We start from the raw sequence: 21,718 nt of genomic DNA on the forward strand, positions 1-21,718 counted from the left end.
TTCCGCGGACGCGTACGCACCCGGACACGAGAGGGTCGGGGGCGGTACGCCTCGGCTCGGCGCCGTGGCGGGGAGGCAGGGGGGAGGCACCACGGCTCGGGTGACCGTGTCGTCACGATCACCCGCGGCATCCTACACACGCCCTAGTGGTGTCGAACACGGACGCAGCGCGACCGGAGCGGACGCGGCGCACGGTCCCGACCACCCCGCGCGCCCCGCGACGACCGCGTCCGCCACCGCTCCCACCTGGGTCAAGGACCGAACGCGGCTCCACTGACGGCTTCGCGGCGACCGACGGAACGGGACTCCTGCGCCGGTGGCCGTGGGCCCTACCCGAGCGGGTCCGCCCGGCCGCCCGTCTCCGGGATGGGAAGTGTCACCCGGAGCGCACGGACGTCCCGCTCCTGTCCAGGGCCCCTCCTCCGACACCCGACCCCTCCATCTTTCCATTGACAAGTTCCGCCGCCGGGAGGAATATTTCCAGCGGAAAGATCGCAGGGCAGGAACACGAACCGGGAGGAAGCACCATGGAACCCCTCATCGCCCTCGTCGGCGTCACCGCGCTGCTGCTCGTCCTCGGCGCCGCGGGAGTGCGCCCGCTCCGCTCCTGGCCGCTGGCCCTGCGGGGCGGGATCGCGGCCATGTTCACCCTGACCGGGGTGTCGCACTTCGTGGGCATGCGCGAGGAGCTGGTCGCGATGGTCCCGCCCGCGCTGCCCGCTCCCGCCCTGCTGGTCACCGTCACGGGCGTCCTCGAACTGGCGGGGGCCGCGGGCGTCCTGTGGGCGCGCACCTCGCCCTGGGCCGCGGCCGGGCTCAGCGCCCTGCTGGTGGTCATGTTCCCGGCCAACGTCCACGCGATCACCACCGGGGCGGCCGCCGGGATGACCGAGAGCCTGCCCGTGCGCACCGCCATGCAGGCGGTGTTCCTGGCCGCGACGCTCGCCGTGCTGCTCCACCACCTGCGCGCCCGGCGGCGCGCGGTGCCGGACTCCCCCGCGCGGACGCCCCGCGCCGGGGCCTCCGCGTGAGCCGCCCGGCGGCGGGGCGCGGGTCGGCTCTCGCCTGCCCCCGCGTGCACACCGGGGCGCACGCGAGGGCCTTCACACGTGCCTGTGTAGGGTGGCCGCGGACCGGAGCCGACACGGGGAGACGGTGGGATGGGCCTGTTCGCCATCAGCGACCTGCACGTACGGCACGGTGACAACCGCGCCTTCACCGAGGGGCTGCGACCGGAGTCCGACGACGACTGGCTCCTGGTGGCCGGGGACGTCGCCGAGACCAGCGACGACGTCCTGTGGGCGATGCAACTGCTTGCCGACCGGTTCGCCACCGTGGTCTGGGTGCCCGGCAACCACGACCTGTGGACCACGCCCGCCGACCCCGTCCAGCTACGCGGGGAGGCGCGCTACCGGCACCTGGTGGAGGGCCTGCGCGGCCTGGGCGTGCACACCCCCGAGGACCCCTATCCGGTGTGGCCGGGGCCCGGGGGCCCGGTCGTGGTGGCCCCCCTGTTCGTCCTGTACGACCACACCTTCCGGCCCGAGGGGACGCGCACCAAGGAGGAGGCGCTGGCGGTCGCCCACGAGGCGGGCGTGGTGTGCACCGACGAGTACCTGCTGCACCCCGACCCCCACCCCGGACGCGACGCCTGGTGCCGTGCCCGCCTGGAGTACACGCGCGAGCGGCTGGACGCGCTGGACGCGGACCTGCCCACCGTGCTGGTCAACCACTTCCCGCTCGTGCGCGAACCCACCAGGATCCTGCGCCACCCCGAGTTCGCCCAGTGGTGCGGGACGGAGGCCACCGCGGACTGGCACGTGCGCTACCGGGCGCGCGCGGTGGTCTACGGGCACCTGCACATCCCGCGCACGATCGTGGTCGACGGCGTGCCCCACGTGGAGGTCTCGCTGGGCTATCCCCGGGAGTGGGGCGCCCGTCCGCACCCGCCCGAGGGACCGCGCCGCATCCTGCCCTAACGGTTGACCGCGAAGGTCCGCCGCGTCCCGCCCCACCGGCCGTGACGCTTCTTGTACTCATAGCGCGCCTCGACCGCCCAACCTCGTCAAGACGCAGGTCAGAGCCCTTGTGTCACACCAGCGACGGTTCCGGCCGGTCCATGGGCGACCGGAGGCGCTACCAGCCCGCGCCGGGGACCAGCCCGCGCACCGCGGGCAGCGCGGCGTCGAACACGGTCGCGAACCAGGCCGAGAGCGGGTGCTCCCCGCGCAGCCGCGCGAGCCCGGCCGGGTCGACGAACGCGGTCTCGGCGATCTCCCCGGGGTCGGGGCGCAGCCCGTCGCGCACCAGGCCCACGAAGAGGTGGTTGTACTCCTGTTCCACCAGCCCGGAGACCGGGTCGGGGTGGTTGTAGCGCACGGTCCCGGCCTCCCGCATCAGCGCGGGCGCCACGCCCAGTTCCTCGCCGGTGCGCCTGGCCGCGGCCGCGAAGGGCGGCTCACCGGGGTAGGGGTGGCCGCAGCAGGTGTTGGACCACACGCCGGGAGAGTGGTACTTGCCCAGGGCGCGACGCTGGAGCAGCAGGCGGCCCCGCTCGTCCAGCAGGAAGACCGAGAAGGCCCGGTGCAGCCGTCCGGGGGGCAGGTGGGCGGAGAGCTTCTCCGCGGTGCCGATCGTCACCCCGTCCTCGTCGACCAGTTCGAGCATGACCTGCTGCGCGGTGCGGTCGTCCGGGGCGGCGGAGCGGTGGTCGGTGTCCGTTCTGGCGGTCATCGGTGTCCTTCGTGTTCGACGGCGGGAGGGCGGGTGCTCGACGGGTGCGGATGCTCCCCGGGGCGGCGCGGCCGGGGTCCGCGCCGCCCCGGGGGTTCAGACGCGGTCGGCCGCGATGAGCAGGTAGTGGAAGCTGTTCTCCTTGTAGGCGGTGAGGAAGGGGTCCTCGATGCCGGTGGCCACGGAGGACTGAGCGCGCAGCTCCCAGTACGGGATCGTGGCCTCGGTGAGGTCGACGACCTCGATCGGGACGAGTCCGTTGGCGGCCATCGCCCGGAAGTACTCGCTGCGGGGGTGGATGTTGCAGGTGTAGTGCTCGTCGATGCGGCTGACCGCCTTGGAGCGGCCGCCGGTGACGTCGTTGTAGCAGCCGGTGATGGTGACGTAGCGGCCACCGTACTCCAGCAGGCGGGCGTGCTCGCGGAAGAGCTCGAACAGGTCCACGTACATGGTGGACTCGTTGTTCCAGCTGGCGCGCAGGGAACCCGTCTCGAAGCCGGTGTCGAGCATGTTGCGGAAGTGGAAGCGCACACGGTCGGCCACGCCCCGCTCCTCGGCCTGGCCGTTGGCGAAGGCGACCTGCTGCTCGGAGATGCTGATCCCGTCCACGTGGCAGCCGAAGCGCTGGTTGGCCATGAAGCTGGTGCCGCCGCGCCCGGAGCCGGTGTCCATGATCCGGTCGTCGGGCCCGACCGCGCCCAGGTGGTCCAGCAGCAGGTGGGCCTGCGCGGTCTCCAGGCGGTGCATCTCCTGGATGATGCGCTCGTCGCGGGTCTGCTCCGGGCCCTCCAGCACGGACGGGTCGTAGTCGCCGATGCCGTAGTGGTGGTGGTAGAGGCCGTCGACCTCGCCGAGGCGGATGTTGACGGGGTCCTTCTCGGCGTTCCAGTACGCCGCCACGGACTCCTGGTAGGCGGTGCGCAGGACGTTCGTCGATCGGCTGATGGTCTCGGTCATCGCGGAGGAACTCCTTGTCGTGGTGTGTGCGTTCGGGACCGGCCCGGGTTCGGGGCCGGGCCGCGGAGGGGGGAGGGGCCGCGCCGGGCGCGGCCCCTTCAGTCGGTGCCCGCCCCGTGGTAGCGGGGGCTGCGGGCGTGCCATTCGCGGCTGCCGCCGAGCCAGGCCCACAGGCCCCACAGGAAGCGGCGCAGCTCCGGCGATCCGCTGAGCGCCAGGGCGGCGGCCTCGGCCTCGAAGGCGTGCATCAGCTCGTCGTGGACGTCGACGGTGCGCCGGACGGCCTCACCCAGCGAGCACCCGTCCTCGGTGGCGATCAGCCGGGGCAGGCTGAGGTCGGTGACGTCCTCCTTGCCCATGGAGTACAGGTCGTTGACGATCACGCTCGCGCTGCCCGCCAGGGTGAACACGCGGCGCACGCTCGGCTCGGAGAACTCCTGGTGCGGCAGCTCGTACCCGGCGACCGCGTCGATGAGCGCCATGCACGGCACGAAGCTGTTCTCGTGCCGGTGCATGAGGAACTCCCAGACCGGCGGCCGGTGTCCGGTCGCCAGCCAGACGCCCTCCTGGTTGTAGGCCACGAACATGATCGCCAGCTCGTGGCGGAGCCTGCGCACCTGCGACGCCGTGGCGTAGGCGCCGAGGTTGCCCAGGCTGGAGCGCAGGGCCCGCATCACGGGGTCCTCGCGCACGACCTCCTCCAGCTGGGGCGCGTAGCGCAGCGGCAGGTGCGCCTGGTCGATGACCGAGTGGGCGATCGCCAGGCGCTGGCCGAGCAGCTCCGGGTGCGCCTCCTCGGCCTCGCCGTCGACGTAGTGGTCGTCCACGGACCACTCCGCCAGGGCGCACTTGGCCGCCGCCAGGAGGCGGTCGGGATCGTCGGTCTCGGGGTGGGCGAGCATGATGAGGCGTCCGAACCCGGCCGCGCGGACGCGGTCGAGCTGGCCGGGGTAGACCCCCACCTCCTCGGCCCACGCCACCAGCCGGTCGTCGACCTCGTCGCCCAGGGCGGGGTCGTCGCGGACGGCGGGCGGGCAGTACAGCGCCGGGATCCGCTCCCCGTCGACCTCGGGCCCCTCGGGTTCGGAGACGGGGGCCGACCCCTCCGACGGGGCGCCGGCCCCCGGGCGCTCCCGCACCGGGGCGGCGACGCCCACGGCGCCCGGCCCGCCGGGGTGCCCGGGGACGCGGAGTCCCCCGGTGCGCACGGCGAGGGCGCCGGGACTCTGGTCGGCGATGTGGGAGTCGGGCAGCCGGAGCCGCAGCGCCGACGTGCCGACCTCGCGGGACCCCACGGGCAACCGGGGCGCGGGAGGCGTCCGCGGGGCGGCCGCGGACACCAGCAGGTCCGGTCTCCCGGGGCGCCGCGGGTCGCGGAGCAGGTCGTCCACCAGGGCCGCCGCCTCCGGAGAGGCGACGGAGGCGGACATCCTGGGCAGCGATGGCACCGTCTAGACCTCCTTCCCTGACCGTGTCGGGTGCTCAGCCACGCGGGTGGACCTCGGCGTTCTCCAGGACCCCGATGGCGTCGGGGACGAGCACCGCGGCGGAGTAGTAGGTGCTGACGAGGTAGGAGATGACGGCCTTGTCGTCGATGCCCATGAAGCGCGCGTTGAGGCCGGGCTCGACCTCGTCGGGCAGGCCGGTCTGGTACAGGCCGATGACGCCCTCGTTGTCCTCGCCGGTGCGGACCGCGATGATCGACGAGGTCTGGTGCTCGGTGACCGGGATCTTGCCGCAGGGCAGGAGCGGCACGCCGCGCCAGGCGGGCAGCTGGTGGCCGTTGACCTCGACCGTGCCGATGTTGAGCCCCCGGCTGTTGCACTCCTTGCCGAAGGCGGCGATGGCGCGGGGGTGGGCGAACATGTACTGGGTGTTGCGGCGCATGCTCAGCAGGTCGTCCAGGTCGTCGGGGGTGGGCGGCCCCGAGTGGGTCTGGATGCGCTGCTTGAACTCGGCGTTGTGGAGCAGGCCGAACTCGCGGTTGTTGACCAGCTCGTGCTCCTGGCGCTCGCGCAGGGCCTGGATGGTCAGCCGCAGCTGCTGCTCGGTCTGGTTCATCGGCTTGTTGTAGAGGTCGGCGACCCGGCTGTGGACCCGCAGCACGGTCTGGGCCACGCTCAGCTCGTACTCGCGCGGCCTGAGCTCGTAGTCGACGAAGGTGCTGGGCAGCTCGGCCTCGCCGATGTGGCCCGAGGACAGGGCGATCTCGGCCTCGCCGTGCTTGTTCTGCCGCTCACCGGGCAGGGACAGGTACCGCTGGACGTGGGCCTGGAGGGCGGGCGAGTCGTCCAGGATCGCGATGAACTCGCGCCGGGGCAGCTCCAGCAGCGTGCCCGACGTCGCGGCCTTGACGGTGAACTCCCACACCGGCTCGGTGCCGAGCAGGTGCTGGTCGCCGAACCGGTCGCCGTCGGCCAGCACGCCCAGCCGGACCACCTCGCCGTAGGGGCCGGTGCCGGTCTTGTGCACGCGTCCGTGCGCCAGCAGGTACAGGCTGTCGACCGCCGAGCCCTCCTCCACCAGGACCTGGCCGGACTCGAAGTCGCGCTGGACGAAGCGGTTGGCCAGGGCCGCCAGCACGTCCTCGTCGTCGAAGCCGCGCAGCAGGGCGAGCTCGCCGAGTTCGTGGGGGATGACCCGGACCTGGGCGCCGGTCTGCTCGAACTCGATCCGCCCGTCGCCGACGGTGTAGGTCAGCCGCCGGTTGACCCGGTAGGCGCCGCCGTCGGTGTGCACCCACGGAAGCATCCGGGTCAGCCACCGGGAGCTGATCCCCTGCATCTGCGGCGTGGACTTGGTGGTGGTCGCCAGGTTCCGCGCGGCCGCGGTCCCCAGGCTCTGCTGCTTGCTGCTCCGTACCTCAGGAGCCGAGTCGATCGACATCCGCCGTGTCTCTCCTCATGCTGGTCGCGTGCCCGTCCCGCGGGGCCGGGGGAGGTGGCCCCGCGGGACGGACGCGGGTAGGGAAGGGATTGCGCGTACTCGGATACGTGACGTGACCAGGGCAGTTGACGCACGGGCCAGCTTTCTCCGTAAACCGCTGATCACCCTAGGAGCGGCCATTCGGGCTCCGCAAGGAAATCAGAATTTTTCTCGGCGACACCGGGGGAACTCCTGTCCCATATCTGTTCCGCCTCCACCGACCCCGGGTGCACACACCCCACCGAAAGGCACTTCACGATCACACCACAAGCCAACGAACAGGGCACACGCCCCCAAAATCCTCCGCGACCCTCGCACCCGAGAACGAACATAACTACGAACAGAAACCCCGAATTCGGGACATTTCATGATGTGAATTCCTCACGAGGAAATACCGGGTACGCCGTTTCCCGGTCACGAACGAGAGGAATTACGGCCAGCCGATGCCACACGCCCGCACCGCGACCCCGGAGCCGCCTCCGCGGGAGGCCACCGGCCCACACGTGGCGCGGATCACACCATCCCGGCCACACGCCCCCGCGACCGCCCCCGCACCACCTCCGCGACGCCCCCGCACCCCGACCCGCCGACGCCCCGATGTGAATTCGTGTGCCGGGATCTGACATCATCCCAACTTGTACGTACACTCTGTACGGACAACATGTGTACCGGCCTCCGACCTCCACGGGCCGCCCGCCGGGCCATCCCTGCGAACGGATACTTATGCGCGACGACCACGGGTCCCTGGTGCCCCTCTACCACTGGATGAACAAGATCCCCGGCGGGGCGATGCTGATCCCCCTGGTCCTGGGATCGGTCATCGGAACCTTCGCCCCCGGGGCACTGGACATCGGCAGCTTCACCACCGCGCTGTTCAAGGACAGCGCGATGCCCCTGATCGCCCTGCTGATCTTCGCCACCGGCACCCAGGTCACGCTCCGCACGAGCGGCCCCGTCCTGGCCACCACCGGTGTCGTGCTCCTGGGCAAGAGCGTCATCCCCGGCCTGCTGATCATCGCGCTCGCCGTGGCCACCGGTCCCGAAGGCGTCCTGGGCGTGTCGATCCTGGCGATGATCGCCGCCGCCACCAACGCCAACGGCGGGCTGTGGCTGGCCATCACCGGCCAGTACGGACGCGCCCGCGACCGCGGCGCCTACATCGCCGGAGCGGTCAACGACGGCCCCTTCTTCGCCCTGCTGTTCATCGGGGCCTCGGGGCTGGGCCAGATCCCGCTGACGACCCTGCTCGCCGCGATCATCCCGTTCGTGCTCGGCGTGGTCGTGGGCAACGTGGACGCGCAGTGGCGCGAGGTGCTCAGGCCCGTGCCCGCCATCGTCATCCCGTTCTTCGCCTTCGCCCTAGGCACGGGGATCAACCTGGCCGACGTGGCCCGGGGCGGGCTGACCGGCGTCCTGATGGGCGTGGTCATCACCCTGGTCACCGGCGGGTTCGTCTACCTCGGCTACAGGTTCCTGCTGCGGCGCGGCAAGGAGTCCGGCGTCGGCTTCGCCGCCGGCACCACCTCCGGCAACGCCGTGGCCACCCCGGCCATCGTCGCCGCGGCCGACCCGTCGTTCGCCGCCTACGTGGGCACCGCGACCTCCCAGGTCGCCGCGAGCGTCCTGGTCACCGCCCTGCTGGCCCCGCTGGTGACCACGTGGGTCCTGCGCAGGGCCGGGGCCTCGCCCGCCGAGGCGGAGAGGGAGGAGCAGGACCGCGCCACCGCGTCGGCCGCGTCCGTCGAGGCCAAGGAGGAGAACCCGTGAGCACACCCGCGGAGCCACGCGTGGCCGTGGTCGCCGACGACCTGACCGGCGCGGGCGACACCGCCGTGCAGTTCCTGCGCGCGGGGTGGAGCACCGAGCTCCAGCTCTCCCCCGCCCCCTCCACCGCCGAGGTGGTGGCGGTCAGCACCGACTCGCGGGCGCTGCCCGCGGAGCAGGCCGCCCGGGCCGCCGACGAGGCCGTCCGGCGCCTGCGCGGGGCGGGCGCGGCCCGCCTGTACAAGAAGGTCGACTCCACCCTGCGCGGTCCCATCCGCGCGGAGATCGACGCGACGCTCTCGGCCTGGTCGCCCGACGCGGTCGCCGTGGTCTGCCCGGCCTTCCCGGCCACGGGGCGCACGGTCCGCGACGGGGTGCTCCTGGTCGACGGGGTCGAGGTGCACCGCACCGCGGTCGGCCGCGACCCGGTGACCCCGGTGACCGAGAGCCGGATCGCGGCCCTGCTGGACGCCGAGCACGTCCGGCTCACCGGCCGGGACGCCCGCGCCGACGCCGAGCTGCTGCGCGCCGGCGGCCCGGTCGTGGTCGTGGACGCCGAGACCGAGGAGGACCTCGACCGCCTCGCGGCGGCCGTCACCGCCCTGGGCCCGGACGCCGTGCCCGTGGGCTCGGCAGGGCTCGCCTCCCGACTGGCCCGCTCCTGGGCCGCGCAGGAGGCCCCGGCGCCCGCGCTCGTGGTCGTCACCTCGCTGCACCAGACCGCCCGCGGCCAGGTGGAGGAGCTGGTGGCCGACCCGCGCACCCGCATCGAGCAGCCCGCGCCGGGCGACCTCGCCGACGACGAGGCCTGGCGCTCCTGGACCCGCGAGGCACTGGAGCGCTTCGACCCCTCGACGGCCCACACGGCGCTGGTGGCGCCCGAGGACCGCGACGGCGAGCTCGACCCCGCCGCCGTGGCCCGCCGCATGGGCGAGTTCGCCTCCGCCCTGGCCGGACGGCACGAGCTGTCCGGGTTCGTCGTCACCGGCGGCGACGGGGCCCGCGCCCTGACCCGGGCGCTGGAGGCCCGCGCCATCGCCCTGACCGGCGAGGTCGCGCCCGGCATCCCGATCGGAACGCTGTCCGGCGGGCCCCGGCACGGCCGCGCCATCGTCACCAAGGCCGGGGGATTCGGATCCCCCAGCGCGCTACTGGAGGCCGCCGAGGCGGTCCGCCACCCGAAAGGCAGGAAAGCATGAGCCGTCCCACACTGGCAGTCACCCTCGGCGACGTGGCGGGGATCGGCCCCGAGATCACGGCCAAGGCGCTGCTGCACCACCCCGAGGTCCGCGAGTACGCCAAGCCCGTCGTGGTCGGTGACGCCGACGCGCTCCGCAACGCCGTCACCGCCGTCGGCGGGGACCCGGAGGCGGTCAACACCGTCGCCTCCCCGGCCGAGGCCGCCGACGAGCCCGGCGTGATCGACGTCGTGCAGACCGGTCCCTCGCTGGGCCACGTCCCCCCGGGCGAGCTGAGCGCGGAGGCGGGCGACGGGGCGGCGCGGTTCGTCATCGCCGCCGTGGACCTGGCCAGGCGCGGCCTGGTGGAGGGCATCGTCACCCCGCCGCTGAACAAGGCCGCGATGCACCTGGGCGGCCACGCCTGGCCCGGGCACACCGAGCTGCTCGCGCACGAGTTCGGGGTGAAGGACTACAGCCTGGTGCTGTCGGCGGACGAGCTGTCCTTCTTCCACCTGACGACGCACGTGTCGCTGCGCCGGGCCATCGAGGGCGTCACCCAGGAGCGGACCCTCCAGGTACTGCGCCTGATGAGCGCCTTCGCCCGCGCCCAGGGCAGCCCGGACGAGCCCATCGGGGTGGCGGGGCTGAACCCGCACGCGGGTGAGAACCGCCTGTTCGGCGACGAGGACGCCGACGTGCTGGCGCCCGCGATCGCCCGCGCCCGCGAGGAGGGCATCAACGCCCACGGGCCGCTTCCGGCCGACGCCCTGATCCCGGCGGCGGTCAAGGGCAAGTGGAAGCTGGTCGCGGTCTGCTACCACGACCAGGGACACGCGCCCTTCAAGGCGGTCTACGGCGACGACGGGGTCAACATCACCGCGGGTCTGCCGGTGGTGCGGGTCTCGGTCGACCACGGCACGGCCTTCGACATCGCGGGCCGGGGCATCGCCCGCGAGGCCAGCCTCGTGCTGGCGATCCGCCGCGCGGCCGAACTGGCCCCCGGCTGGGGCCACGTCTGGCAGGCCACCCGCACCGAGGGGTAGCCGGGCGGGGTGTGCTGCGCGCCCGTGCGCACACCCCCGGTCCCCGTGGTGCGCGGGAACGCCCGCGCACCACGGGGAACAGGGCCGCGCCCCTCGCGCCACCGCTCCCCCGACCGGCCCGCCTGTCGCGGGCGCCCCGCCCGTCCTGCGGGGCGCCCACCAGAGGCGGGCCCGCCACACGGGGCTTCCCCTCTCGGGGCGGCCGCCCCGAGAGCAGGGACGACCCTAGAATGTTGCGCATGCCCGTGGACCGCACCGACCCCCGACCGCTGCACGCGCAGATCGCCGGAGTGCTGCGCGCGGAGATCCGCGACCGCTCGATCGCCCCCGGCGACACCCTGCCCAGCGAGGCGTCCCTGCGCGAACGGTTCGGGGTCTCGCGCAGCGTCGTGCGCCAGGCGCTGGCCACGCTGGAGGACGAGGGGGCGGTCCGCCGCACGCGGGGGCGCGCGGCGGTCGCCGCCGTGCCCACCGAGCACCACCGGTTCGTGCAGCGCGTGACCGGGCTGTTCGACCAGTTCTCCGCCGACGGCCTGCGCCTGTCCACCGCCGTGCTGTCCCTGGAGGCCACCCGTTCGGGTGTGCCCTCCGCGACGCGCCACCTGGGCACGCGCGAGCTGCTGCGTCTGGAGCGGATGCGCTCCCTGGACGGCGACCCCCTGTCCTACGTGCGCACCTGGCTGCCCGCCGAGCGCTTCGCCGCCCTGGACGCCGCGATGCTGCGCGACGCCTCCCTGCACCGGTTGATGGAGGAGCGCTTCGCGGCGGTTCCCACGAGCGGGCGCAGGCAGATCCGCGCCGTGCCCGCCGACCCGCGCATCGCCCGGGAGCTGGGCGTGGCCGCCGACGCCCCGCTGCTGCTGCTGGAGGGCGGCACCTTCGACCAGCAGGGCGCGCCCCTGGAGTGGTTCGAGAGCTGGCACCGCTCCGACCGGGTGGTCTTCGACATCGAGGCCGAGGGCGCCGCCGACCAGGTGCGCATCGCCCCGGGCCCGTCGCTGACCGCGTCCCGGCCCACGGCCCCGGTCGACGCGGCCCCGGTCGACGCGGCCCGCGGACCGCGGCTGGACCGCGCCGTGGAGCTGGCCGAGGAGCTGCACGCCGAACTGGCCCGCCTGCGCGACGCGGACTGAGCACACGCGGGACCCCCGCCCTACCCGAGCGGCCGAAGCCGTACAAGGGCCGTCCGTCGTGTGTACGCCGCCTTTCGGACATGCGGGCGGCCCGGGCACAGGACCAGCAGGTGGCGGGGTCGGGCCTGTCCGCAACCGGTCAGCGGGCTTTCAGCCGGATCGGAGCGGGGTATCTCCCCCTCCCGCGCTCCGGGTGGTGGGAGGAGCCGCGGACCGACGGGGCTCCCCCCGCCTCCGGGGCGCCGCCCGCGGCCCGGCGCGCAGGCACGGCAGCTACCCCCACCCCCACGAGACGACACCCCTCACAGCGAATCGCGAAGGCCCTCCCCGAGAACTCCAGCGGAGGCCAGGAGAGGAAGGCACCATGCCCCACACCCTCAAACGGGCGGCGGCGACCCTGGCGATAGCCGCCGGGCTCACCGCCGGGACCGCGGGCGTCGCCGCGGCCGCCGTCAGCTACGTCGGCGGCGGGACCTGGTACCACGGGCTCACCTCCTCGGTCGTGTACTCCGACTACTTCCACGGGTCGCGCTGCCACGGCTCCACGGCGGTGGGCAGGTACACCGTCACGTCCGCGGCGTACCTGCCGGGGTACACCTCCCGGGCGTCGGCTCCCCGCGCCCTGTACAACAACGAGAGCTACTGGAGGCACTGCGGGTAGCCGACCGCGACAGACCCGCTGACGTCCCCCGTCGGCGGGTCGCCCCCGTGTCCGCGACCGCTCCAGGAGACCATGCCCAACCGGACCATCGCCTTCGCCCACACCGCGTTCCTGCTGCTCGCCGCGCTCATCGCCGCGCTGCTGCTCGCCACGTGGGAGCTGACGATCCCCACGGCGCAGCACTCGGCGGTGGTGTGGATCGTGGAGGACGACGGCACCTCCGACAGCGGACGGGTCGCGCAGACCGTCGAACGCGTCGCCGTCGAGCAGGGCATCGCCATCGGCTTCACCGCCCCCGACGTGCGCACCCCCGAGTCGCTGTCGCACCTGTACCTGGCCGTCGGCGACCCCGACTCCCGGTACGCCGACTGGCTCACCGAGGGTTACCCGTCCTTCAACCCCGCCACGGAACTGCGCGTCCACCCCGTCGACGCGCTCGCCGAACGCAGCCCGCGCGGCTACTACCTGGTCTTCGGGCCGCCGGAGAACGCGCGCGTGCTCACCGAGGCGCTCGCCGAGCACGGGCTGAGCTCAAACGTGGGCGGCAGCCAGGCGCGGCTGTGGCAGTCCTTCCTCGGCGGCCCGCTGTTCAACGTCCTGGCCCTGGCGCTGCTGGTGGGCGTCACCGCGATCAGCGCCGGGGTGCTGCTCGGTTCCCGGGACTACGCCGTCCAGCGGCTGCTGGGGCGCTCCTACGGGCGGATCCTGCTGCGCGACCTGGGCCAGGTCGCCCGGTTGTGGGGCGCGGCCCTGCCCACCGTCGCCCTGGTCACCCTGGTCTGCCTCGGCCTCTACAACGGCTGGAACCAGCTCGGCTTCTTCGCCCTCGTCGCCCTGGTGTTCGCGGGGATCCTCGCCGCCGTGGCCCTGGCCGTGCACGCCGCGGTGCTCGGGCTGGTGCACACCACCGCGATCCTGCCCGCGCTCAAGGGCCGCATCCCCGTCCGCACCACCCAGACGGGCGCCTACCTGGTGCGCGTGCCCGTCCTGCTCCTGGTGCTCACCGTCCTGGGGTCGGTCGTCCACCTGGCGCAGACCACGCGGGAGCAGCGGGCCTCGCTGGAGACCTTCGCCCAGACCGGCCAGACCTCGCACATCACCCTCAACGGCAGCGTCGGCATGGAGGACCCCGAGACCGCCAACTCCCTCCTCGGCCCCTGGCTGCGCCGGGCCGACCGGGAGGGCCGGATCATCATCGCCGACCAGCACGCGCCCGAGTCCGTCGTTCCGGTCGGGACCGGGCGGCCCGGCTTCGACGTGCTCGTGGTCAACGACACCTACCTCGCGGAGCAGGAGGTCGTGTCCCCCTCGGGCGAGCGCTACGGCCCCGCCGCCTCCGAGGATCAGGTCCGGGTCCTGCTCCCGCGGTCGCACGCCTCCCACCGCGAGGACATCGAGCGGGCCGCGCCGGACTGGCTGCGCCTCCAGAACGGCGGCGAGGAGTCCGGGGCCAGCGTCGAGGTCCTGCCCGCGGCCGACGGCCAGACGGTGTTCACCTACGGGTCGAGCGCCCCCTTCGCCCAGCGGGAGCTGCCCTTCCTGCGCGACCCGGTGGTCATCGCCCTGCCCAACGGCGCCGTGCTCTCCGACAGCGCCTACGTCACCTACATGACCCACGAGGCCGTGCTGTTCCCCGATCCGAGCGTGGTGGAGCGGGCGCGGGAGGCCGATCCACGGATGGCCGAGTACGTCAACGCGGTCCAGCCGATCCTGAACAAGGCGGCCGGGGCCTACGCCGCCGACCTGGCCCTGCTGCGGATCGAGGCGTTCAACCTGGTCGCCGGTACCGCCCTGCTGCTGCTGACCGGTATCGCCTCGTGCGTCATCCACGCGCGCACCCGGGCCCAGACCGTCTTCGCCCGGCACATCAGCGGGTGGGGCTTCCTCGCCACGCACCGGCGGTTCCTGGCCTTCGAGGCGGGCATCTCGCTGGGCTTCGCGGGCTGGGCCGCGTGGGACTCGCTCACCACGTTGCGGGCGCTGCGCGACCCCGGCAGGATGCTGCCGCCCGAACTGGTGCCGACCACCGGCCTCGAACCCCTCTACGCCGCGGCCATCGCGGCGACCGGACTCGTCCTGACCCTGGGCGCGCTCGCCTTCTTCCACCGCCGTATCGTCCGCGAAGGCTCCTCGCAGGCCTGAACACCCGGGAAGCACCATGATCACCGTCGAGAAGCTCACCAAGTCCTTCGGACCGCGCGTGCTGTGGCAGGACCTGGACCTGACCGTGGAGGCCGGGCGGATGCTGGCCCTGGTCGGCGCCAGCGGGTCGGGCAAGACCACCCTGCTCAACTGCATGGGGCTGCTGGAGAGGCCCAGCGCGGGCCGGATCCTCTTCGAGGGCACCGACGTCACCCGCCTGGGCCCGGGCGGGCAGCGGCGCTTCCGCGGTGACAAGCTCGGCTACCTGTTCCAGAACTACGCCCTGGTCGAGAGCGCCACCGTCCAGGCCAACCTCGACATCGTCAAGCGGTACGGCACCAGGTCGCGCCACGCCGCGGCGCTGGAGCGGGTCGGCCTGGCGGGACGGGAGCGGGAGAAGGTGCACCGGTTGTCCGGCGGCGAGCAGCAGCGCGTGGCCCTGGCCCGCCTGCTGGTCAAGCAGCCCTCCCTGGTGCTGGCCGACGAGCCCACCGGCGCGCTGGACCACGACAACGGCGCGATGGTCGTGGAGGTGCTGCGCCAGATGAGCCGGGAGGGCTGCGCGGTGGTGGTCGCCACGCACGACGACGCCGTCCGGGACGCGTGCGACGACGCCTTCGACGTGGGCGCGTAGCGGGGGCGGACACGACCGGCGGCCGGTAACGGCAGGGCCGGGCGTCCGACCGGCGGCGGAGGTTCCAGCGGCCGCTGGCGGCGGGGAGTCCGGTGCCCCGCCGGAAGCGGTTCCGCCTCGGGGTACCGCGACTGTCCGCGACCGCTGGAATACTGCTGCGCATGCCCCTCTCCCTCCCCTCGGCCCCCTCCTCCTCGACGCTCCTGCTGGACCGGGCCCGGGCCCAGGACCCCGGCCGCCGACAGCAGGCCCTCGAACTGCTCGACGCGGTCGGGGCGCGGCTGGCCCTGCGCCACCGCGCCCGGGGACGCCTCATGTCCGACCTGGCGGAGCACTTCGCCTCCTCCGGCCTGCCCGAGGCGTACCTGCCCTGGTTCTGGGACACGGTCGGCCACCGCCTGGTCGAACCGGACAGGAAGCGCGCGGGGTCGGCCTTCACCCGGGCGCGCGAGGCGGAGGCCGCGCACGCGCTCCCCGTCGATCCCCATCACACCGTGGAGAACGCCCTGCTCTTCGCCCGGTACGGCGCCCTCCCCGCCAAGGAGTTGGGCGCCCACCGCACCAGGCTCGCCGCGCTCCTGCCGCCCCGGGAGGCGCACCGGGAGTTCCTGCGCTTCCTGGACTCCTGGACGGCCGGCTGCGCACCGGTCCCCGCCGGGCTGCCCTCCCGGCTGCGCGCCTCGGCCGGAGCGGCGGGGCTGGGGAGGGCCGAGGAGGCGCGTGCCCTGGGCCGGGTGCTGGCGGCCTCCGGGGGACGCGAGATCCCGGTGAGCGTGCTGGAGGCGGCGGGCCGGGTCTTCGCCGAGGCGCCGCCGTCCGAGGAGGACCGCCCCGGCCTGGCCGTCCTCTTCCCCGCCTCGGTCACCGACGGCGCCCCGTGGCTGCGTCTTCTGGAGACCACCGGCGTCGCCGAGGACATGGCTCAAGGGCGCCTGCTCCCGGAGGGCGGCTACGGCGCCTGGCTGTCGCGCTACTTCTTCATGTACGGCTACCGGTGGGTGGGCCAGGGCGTGACCCGGCAGCGGATGCCCGGGGAGCTGTACGCGCTGCTGGGGCGCATCGCCCCGCGGATCCGCGAGGAGAAGGCCCCCGTGCGCCTCTACGAGGGCCGCTACCGGCACGGCCGCGTGGACGGCGAACTCGTGAGGGCCTGCGAGTTCCACGGCATCGTGGTGGACCTGCCCGCGGGGGTCGGGCGCCCCCTCCGCGGCCCCCGGAACACCGAGGGCGGGACGAGGCCGCACCCGCGGTTCCTGGAGCAGATGAACGCCGAGGTCGAACGGGTCCGGGACGGCCTGCTGGAGTCGGCCGGCAGGGGGCTCATCGAACTCGACGCCTGCCTCTCCCACGAGGTCATGCGGAACCTGGACGAGGTCGAGGAGATCCTGGACGGGCTCGACCTGGCCGCGCCTTTGGCCCGCACCCTCCGGTTCGGGGTGCCCGGCGAGTACGGCTGGCGGGCCTTCGAGGAGGCCGTGGCCGAGATCGGCGCCCGCGACGGCGGCGTCCGGGGCATGACCTCCACCTGGCCGGTGCTGACCGTCTACGGCAGGGACGCGGCGGTGGCCGTGGACCACCGGGAGAGGCGCGGGTCCTGCTCCTTCACCCTGCCCGAGGACGCCGACGAGCACACCGTGCACTTCGTGGGCGGGGACTTCCAGGTGTCCTGGACCACCAGCGGGAAGACCGACGGCCACCGGTCGCAGCGGGCGCTGTGGTGCTCGGTGCCCGAGGACGTGTTCGACACGGCCTCATCCCCGGCCCTCTTCAACCACGGCAGCGCCCACTGCCACGACCTCGGCCTCGTCCTGGCCTCTCCGGACGGGGGCCGCTACGACCAGGACGGGGTCCTGCGCCCCGGGGACCGCCGGGGCGTCGCACAGGTCCACGACCACCTGGGAGACGGCACACGCGTCTGGTCGAACACCGGCCAGGGCGACAGCGGTTTTCCGGAGGTGGACGCGGCCACCGGCGTCAGCGGAGGCCTCACCTGCCCCGACTTCCTCACCCCGGACCCCCGGCTGGGTTACGTCGACTACCTGGACACGCGCCTGCACCTGGTCGGCCTGCCGGAGGGGGTGGACGACTCCCCGCTGGGTTCGGCGGACGGGCTCGCGGGCTTCCGCGTCGTCTGGACCGGCCCCGGCGCGGAGGGGGACCTGCAGGCCCAGCGGGCCCTGGAGGGCACCGACAAGCGGCGCGCTCCGCTCCCCGACCACCCGGGTCTCACGTACTGGGGTGTCCTGCGCATGCCCGGCGGGACCGCGGAAGGGCTGCTGGCCTACCGCTGGAAGGAGGGCCACACGGTGATCCAGTGCCGGGACGCCGACGACCGCTCCCTGCTCTGGGAGACCTGGGCCTACCCCAAGGCCCGGCTGAGGAACCACGAGGGCAACGGCCTGCTCCCCCTGATGCCGCCGCCCGCCTTCTGGCACTTCCTGTCCCCGCGCGACCCGGCCGCCTCCCGCGCCCTGCGCCGGGTGGACGAGGCCACCGCGCGCCGACTCATCGAGGCGGCCCTGCACGCGCCCGGCGCCGAGGACCCCTCCTCCCCCGAGGCGCTGCTCGCATCCTCGGCCCGGACCTCGCCCGTCCGCGCGGCCGCCGTGCGCGAGGCCCTGTCCCGCCTGCTGCCCGAAGTCACCGACGAGGCACTGATCGACGGCACGGGCGGCCTGGTGTGGGCGGTGCTGTGGGCCGCCGAACTGCGCCTGCGCCGCGAGGAGATGTCCCGGCGCACCGCGCTCGTGCGCGCCGGCACCCTGCTGAGACCCCTGGCGGAGGCCATCGACGCGGATCTGGAGAAGGCGCTGGCGGGACTGTTCGACTCCCCGGAGACAGCGTTCCGCTCCTCCTCCCGCGACCTGGCGGCCACGGTCACCGCCCTGACCGCCGACGGCGCGCGGCTGCGCGGCCGCACCGACGAACACACCCGGAGACTGAGCCCGCCCGGCGCGCCCGCGCGCTGGGACCCCCTGCTCGGCCGCACCGACGCGGTCCTGTGGCGCCTGGCCACCGGCGGCGCGGGCCCCCGCGAGCGCGAGGCGCTGGTGGCGCTGCTGCGCGTGTGGGCCGATCAGCCCTTCGCTGAACGGGGGACGGCGTGGGTGTGCGGCCTGGCCACCGGCGCCTCGCTCGCGCCCCTGCTGGCCGCCGGGCGGGCCGTCATCGTCGAACCGCCCTCTCCCCTGCTGCGCAGGCACGGCAGGGAGGCGCGACACTGGTCGGGCCGCTATCTGCCGGAGCGGCGCTATGTCTACGTGCGCGCGGAGTCGGCCCCCGCACCAGAGGGGGCCGAGGAGCAGGACCCGGTGCGGATCGAACGCGACGAGGCCGCCCGGCTGCACCGCTTCCTGGAACTCCTCGACCGGCGGGGCCCGGTGGTGTTCGGTCCCGAGGCGGTCGCGGCCTTCCGCACGATCACACGGGTCGCCGGGGCCACCGCCGAGTTCGTCCTGTCCGGGGAGTTCGGCCGTCCCAGGGCAGCGCCGGAGAAGGGCGCCGCCCGCGCGGAGTACCGCAGGACGGGCGCGAGGCTGAGCAACGAGCAGCGCCGCGGGATGCTTCTGGCAGCCGTGCCCGAGGACCCGGCCGATCTGTGGGAGCCCGGCGGCACCGTCGCCGCGGCCGAGCGCATGGCCCGGGCGTGGGTCGGACTCCTGGGGGCGCAGCCGACCCGGGCCGAACGGGCCGCCGCGAAGGCCGAGGCCGAGGTACCCGACCTGTTCGCGGCGGACCTGGCCATGGACCCCTCCTGGACCGGCCTGCTCGCCGACTCCTCCGGGGAGGGCCACGCCGCCGCCGACCAGCCCCGCCACCTGGTCCAGAACTCCTGGGGGAGCCTGGAGGTCCGTCGCGATGACACCAGGGAGAGGATCCACGGTGTCGGCGCCCTCGCCCTGCTCTTCCGCGACCCGGCCACCGTGCTCTCCTGGGCCGCGCTCCAACTGCCGGTGGGCCATCCCGCCGCCGCGGGAGCGGCGCAGCTGCACGCGCGCCTCTCGGCGGGGCTGCGCCGCCCCGGGTCGTACGTTCCGCTGTCCTGTGACGTGCCCGCCCCCGCGGTCCGGGCGTGGGCGGAGCGGGCCGGGGCCGACCCCGTCCGGGTCGGGCCGGAGCGCGCCCTCGAACCCGGCTCCGCCGCGTGGCCGATGCACAGCGACGGCGTTCTCGTCCTCCACGAGCCCAGGATGGACCGCCCGGTCGTGCCCGTGCTGCTGACCGCGGGGCTGTTCGACCCCGCCGCCGTCGAGCGCACGGTGGAGGCGCTGGCCGGACTGGACCTGCGCGACACCGTCCGGGAGGTCCGCAGGGCGGCGGCGTTGTACGGCGGCATGGCCCGCATGGCCGCGCGCGCGGCCGACACCCCGGTCCCGGCGGGCGGTTTCGAGGCCGACCCGCGCCTGAGCGTCCCGGACCTGGTGGAGGAGGTCGCGGGCAGGCTGGACGTGGACGCCGACGCGGCGGCGCTGTACCTGCAACTGCTCACCCTGTCCCGGCCCACCGACCGCAACGTGCGCCGGTGGAACCGCTGGGCGCCCGCGCACCACAAGAGGACCGCCGCCCGCCTCCTGGAAACCGGCGCGGTCGAGCAGGGCAGGCGTTCGCGGGCCGGTCGGACGCTCTTCGTCCCCGGTGACTGGACCGAGCTCAGGGCCCCGCACCTGCCCCTGGAGACGGCCAAGCTCGGCTCCCACCTGGCCCGGGCCAGGATCGACAAGCGGATCGAGGGGCCCCTCGCCGGGGTGTGGCCCGTGGCGCCCGTACACGAGATGTTCGCCCGGGCCTGGGAGGAACAGGGCAGAGCCTGACACCTGGTGCCCGTGTGTTCCCCGGCGATCGTGCCGACGGCGGAGAGGAGCGCGTGGAACAACGTGGGCCTCCCCGGAGCCCGCGGCTCCCGGTGACGGGGCCCGCCCGCGCCGGGGGACCGTGGACGGTGACGGACCAGGAGCCCTTCCCCCGATCGCGCGGACCACGCCCGTCCCCGCGGCTGTGTGGGGTGTTCGCGTCCGGCCCCCGATCGGGCGGATCATTCCGGGACGGGGCCCGCGCTGTGGAACAACCAGGATGACGGACTAGAGTGCCGTCCATGCCTGATCACCGGACCTCTCTCCCCGCCCCGACCGCCACGGCTCGCGGAGGGCTCCGGTGAGCCGCGCCGTCCTGGTCACCGGCGCCGCCCGGGGCATCGGCCGGGCCGTGGCCACCGCGTTCGCGGAGCTGGGCGACCGGGTCGCCGTGCACTACGCGACCCGCCGCGCCGAGGCCGAGGCCACCCTGGCCGGGCTCCCCGGTGAGGGGCACGTCCTCCTCCAGGCCGACATCGCCGACCCCGACGCGGCCGCCGACCTGGTCGGGCGGGCGACCACCCATCTGGGCGGGCTCGACGTCCTGGTCAACAACGCCGCGGTCAACACGGCCCACCCCCTGGCCACGACCTCCTACGAGCAGTGGCGGCGGGCCTGGCGGACCACCATGGACGTGAACGTGTTCGGCGCCGCCAACACCAGCTACCTGGCCGCCCGGCACATGATCGACCACGGGGTGCGCGGCCGCATCGTCAACGTCGGATCGCGCGGCGCCTACCGGGGTGAGCCCGACCACCCGGCCTACGGCGCGAGCAAGGCCGCCCTGCACTCCCTGGGCCAGTCGCTGGCCGTCGCCCTGGCCCCGCACGGCATCACCGTGGCCTCCGTCGCTCCGGGGTTCGTGGAGACCGAGCGCGTGGCCGAGCGCCTCACCGACCGGGTGCGCGCCGACAGCCCCTTCGGGCGTGTGGCCTCCCCCGAGGAGGTCGCCGCCGCCGTGCGCTACCTCGCCTCGCCCGAGGCCGTGTGGTCCTCCGGCGCCGTCCTGGACGTCAACGGCGCCTCGTACCTGCGCTGACCGGCGCGGTCCGGGACGTGCCGCGCCTCGCGGGGTCCGCTGGCACGGGCGCCCGTCCGGACGGGCCCTCGGTCGGTAGCCGGGGTCAGAGGCCACCCGTCGGGACGGGCCCGTGGTCCGCGCCCAGGAGTTCGCGGTCGGGGTGGGGGCCGGGGCCGACGCGGCGGTCAGGGTCGGCGGTCGGCCAACGGATTTCGTGAAACCCCTGACCGGGAAGCAGGAAGGGTCTAGTGTGCTGGATGCCAGCCGCACGACCCGCTTTCCGCAGCACGGTTCCCGGATCGCCCCCAGGTGAGGCCATGCCCGATCACACCGAACCCCGCACCTTCGACGCCGTGCTCCAGGAGTTCCGGCGGAGGAACCCCGGCTGGACCCTGCGCTGCAACCCCGGCGCCGTCCCCGGCCGCCGCTGGGCGGCGGACAGCATCGAGCCGCCCACCGCCGAGGAGATCGACTGGGGCTTCAGGAACACCATCCTCGGCCCCGAGATCGCCACGGTGCAAAAGCGCCTCACCCGGAAGCGCGAGGCCCTGGAGCGCTGGGAGCGGGCCCGGCAGGAGGAGTGGGACGACTGGGAGGAATGAGGGGCCGGGAGACCGTCCCCGCGTCCGGTGACGCGTGTACCCGCAGGGAGCGTCCTCGACCCGCCGCCTGCG

Annotated in this window: 16 protein-coding genes; 12 read left to right on the forward strand and 4 right to left on the reverse strand. The window is 74.2% G+C overall.

Annotated features, from left to right (window positions below; translation table 11 throughout):
- Positions 1–527 precede the first annotated feature (527 nt).
- Both HGB44_RS22300 and HGB44_RS22305 read left to right on the forward strand, forming a co-directional pair.
- A complete protein-coding gene (locus HGB44_RS22300; protein WP_061081629.1) occupies positions 528–1,031 on the forward strand; it encodes a DoxX family protein in 504 nt (167 codons plus the stop codon).
- Between the two features lie 129 nt (positions 1,032–1,160).
- A complete protein-coding gene (locus HGB44_RS22305; RefSeq protein ID WP_061081628.1) occupies positions 1,161–1,979 on the forward strand; it encodes a metallophosphoesterase family protein in 819 nt (272 codons plus the stop codon).
- A gap of 157 nt (positions 1,980–2,136) precedes the next feature.
- On the opposite strand, the gene idi is transcribed toward HGB44_RS22305, so the two are convergent.
- From idi to HGB44_RS22325, 4 genes are all read right to left on the reverse strand, one after another.
- Complete coding sequence (idi, locus tag HGB44_RS22310) at positions 2,137–2,733, reverse strand: isopentenyl-diphosphate Delta-isomerase (protein ID WP_061081627.1); 597 nt, start codon at positions 2,731–2,733, stop codon at positions 2,137–2,139.
- 96 nt (positions 2,734–2,829) lie between these two features.
- Entirely contained in the window at positions 2,830–3,690 is an 861-nt protein-coding gene (locus HGB44_RS22315) for a geranyl diphosphate 2-C-methyltransferase (RefSeq protein WP_061081626.1), read from the reverse strand.
- A gap of 98 nt (positions 3,691–3,788) precedes the next feature.
- Positions 3,789–5,120, reverse strand: a complete 1,332-nt coding sequence (locus tag HGB44_RS22320) for a family 2 encapsulin nanocompartment cargo protein terpene cyclase (protein ID WP_061081625.1) — start codon at positions 5,118–5,120, stop codon at positions 3,789–3,791.
- A 52-nt stretch (positions 5,121–5,172) separates the two neighbouring features.
- The gene (locus HGB44_RS22325) at positions 5,173–6,576 is read right to left on the reverse strand and encodes a family 2B encapsulin nanocompartment shell protein (RefSeq protein WP_061081624.1); all 1,404 of its coding nucleotides are present in this window, start codon (positions 6,574–6,576) and stop codon (positions 5,173–5,175) included.
- A gap of 762 nt (positions 6,577–7,338) precedes the next feature.
- Here HGB44_RS22325 and HGB44_RS22330 point away from each other — a divergent pair.
- From HGB44_RS22330 to HGB44_RS22375, 10 genes are all read left to right on the forward strand, one after another.
- Positions 7,339–8,382, forward strand: a complete 1,044-nt coding sequence (locus tag HGB44_RS22330; protein WP_061081623.1) for a 2-keto-3-deoxygluconate permease — start codon at positions 7,339–7,341, stop codon at positions 8,380–8,382.
- Entirely contained in the window at positions 8,379–9,578 is a 1,200-nt protein-coding gene (locus HGB44_RS22335; RefSeq protein ID WP_061081622.1) for a four-carbon acid sugar kinase family protein, read from the forward strand. Before HGB44_RS22330 ends, HGB44_RS22335 begins: the two co-directional genes overlap by 4 nt.
- Positions 9,575–10,603 (forward strand): 4-hydroxythreonine-4-phosphate dehydrogenase PdxA, encoded by a 1,029-nt coding sequence (gene pdxA, locus HGB44_RS22340; protein WP_061081621.1) that lies wholly within the window; start codon positions 9,575–9,577, stop codon positions 10,601–10,603. Before HGB44_RS22335 ends, pdxA begins: the two co-directional genes overlap by 4 nt.
- 230 nt (positions 10,604–10,833) lie before the next feature.
- Positions 10,834–11,736, forward strand: a complete 903-nt coding sequence (locus tag HGB44_RS22345; RefSeq protein ID WP_061080483.1) for a GntR family transcriptional regulator — start codon at positions 10,834–10,836, stop codon at positions 11,734–11,736.
- Between the two features lie 364 nt (positions 11,737–12,100).
- Positions 12,101–12,397, forward strand: coding sequence for a lactococcin 972 family bacteriocin (locus tag HGB44_RS22350; protein WP_017564627.1), 297 nt, complete (start codon positions 12,101–12,103; stop codon positions 12,395–12,397).
- A 72-nt stretch (positions 12,398–12,469) separates the two neighbouring features.
- Positions 12,470–14,539: a hypothetical protein gene (locus tag HGB44_RS22355; RefSeq protein ID WP_061080484.1), complete on the forward strand. Its 2,070-nt coding sequence runs from the start codon at positions 12,470–12,472 to the stop codon at positions 14,537–14,539.
- 16 nt (positions 14,540–14,555) lie between these two features.
- Positions 14,556–15,173 carry an ABC transporter ATP-binding protein gene (locus tag HGB44_RS22360; protein WP_061080485.1) on the forward strand — a complete coding sequence of 206 codons (618 nt, stop codon included), beginning with the start codon at positions 14,556–14,558 and terminating at the stop codon, positions 15,171–15,173.
- A 161-nt stretch (positions 15,174–15,334) separates the two neighbouring features.
- Positions 15,335–19,984, forward strand: coding sequence for a hypothetical protein (locus HGB44_RS22365; RefSeq protein ID WP_231972418.1), 4,650 nt, complete (start codon positions 15,335–15,337; stop codon positions 19,982–19,984).
- Positions 19,985–20,324: 340 nt separating this feature from the next.
- A complete protein-coding gene (locus HGB44_RS22370; RefSeq protein ID WP_061080486.1) occupies positions 20,325–21,062 on the forward strand; it encodes an SDR family NAD(P)-dependent oxidoreductase in 738 nt (245 codons plus the stop codon).
- Positions 21,063–21,361: 299 nt separating this feature from the next.
- Positions 21,362–21,646 (forward strand): hypothetical protein, encoded by a 285-nt coding sequence (locus HGB44_RS22375; RefSeq protein ID WP_061080488.1) that lies wholly within the window; start codon positions 21,362–21,364, stop codon positions 21,644–21,646.
- The last annotated feature ends 72 nt before the right edge of the window (positions 21,647–21,718 follow it).

It is taken from the genome of Nocardiopsis alborubida (assembly GCF_012396365.1).
In the GTDB taxonomy this organism is placed as follows: Bacteria; Actinomycetota; Actinomycetes; order Streptosporangiales; family Streptosporangiaceae; genus Nocardiopsis; species Nocardiopsis alborubida.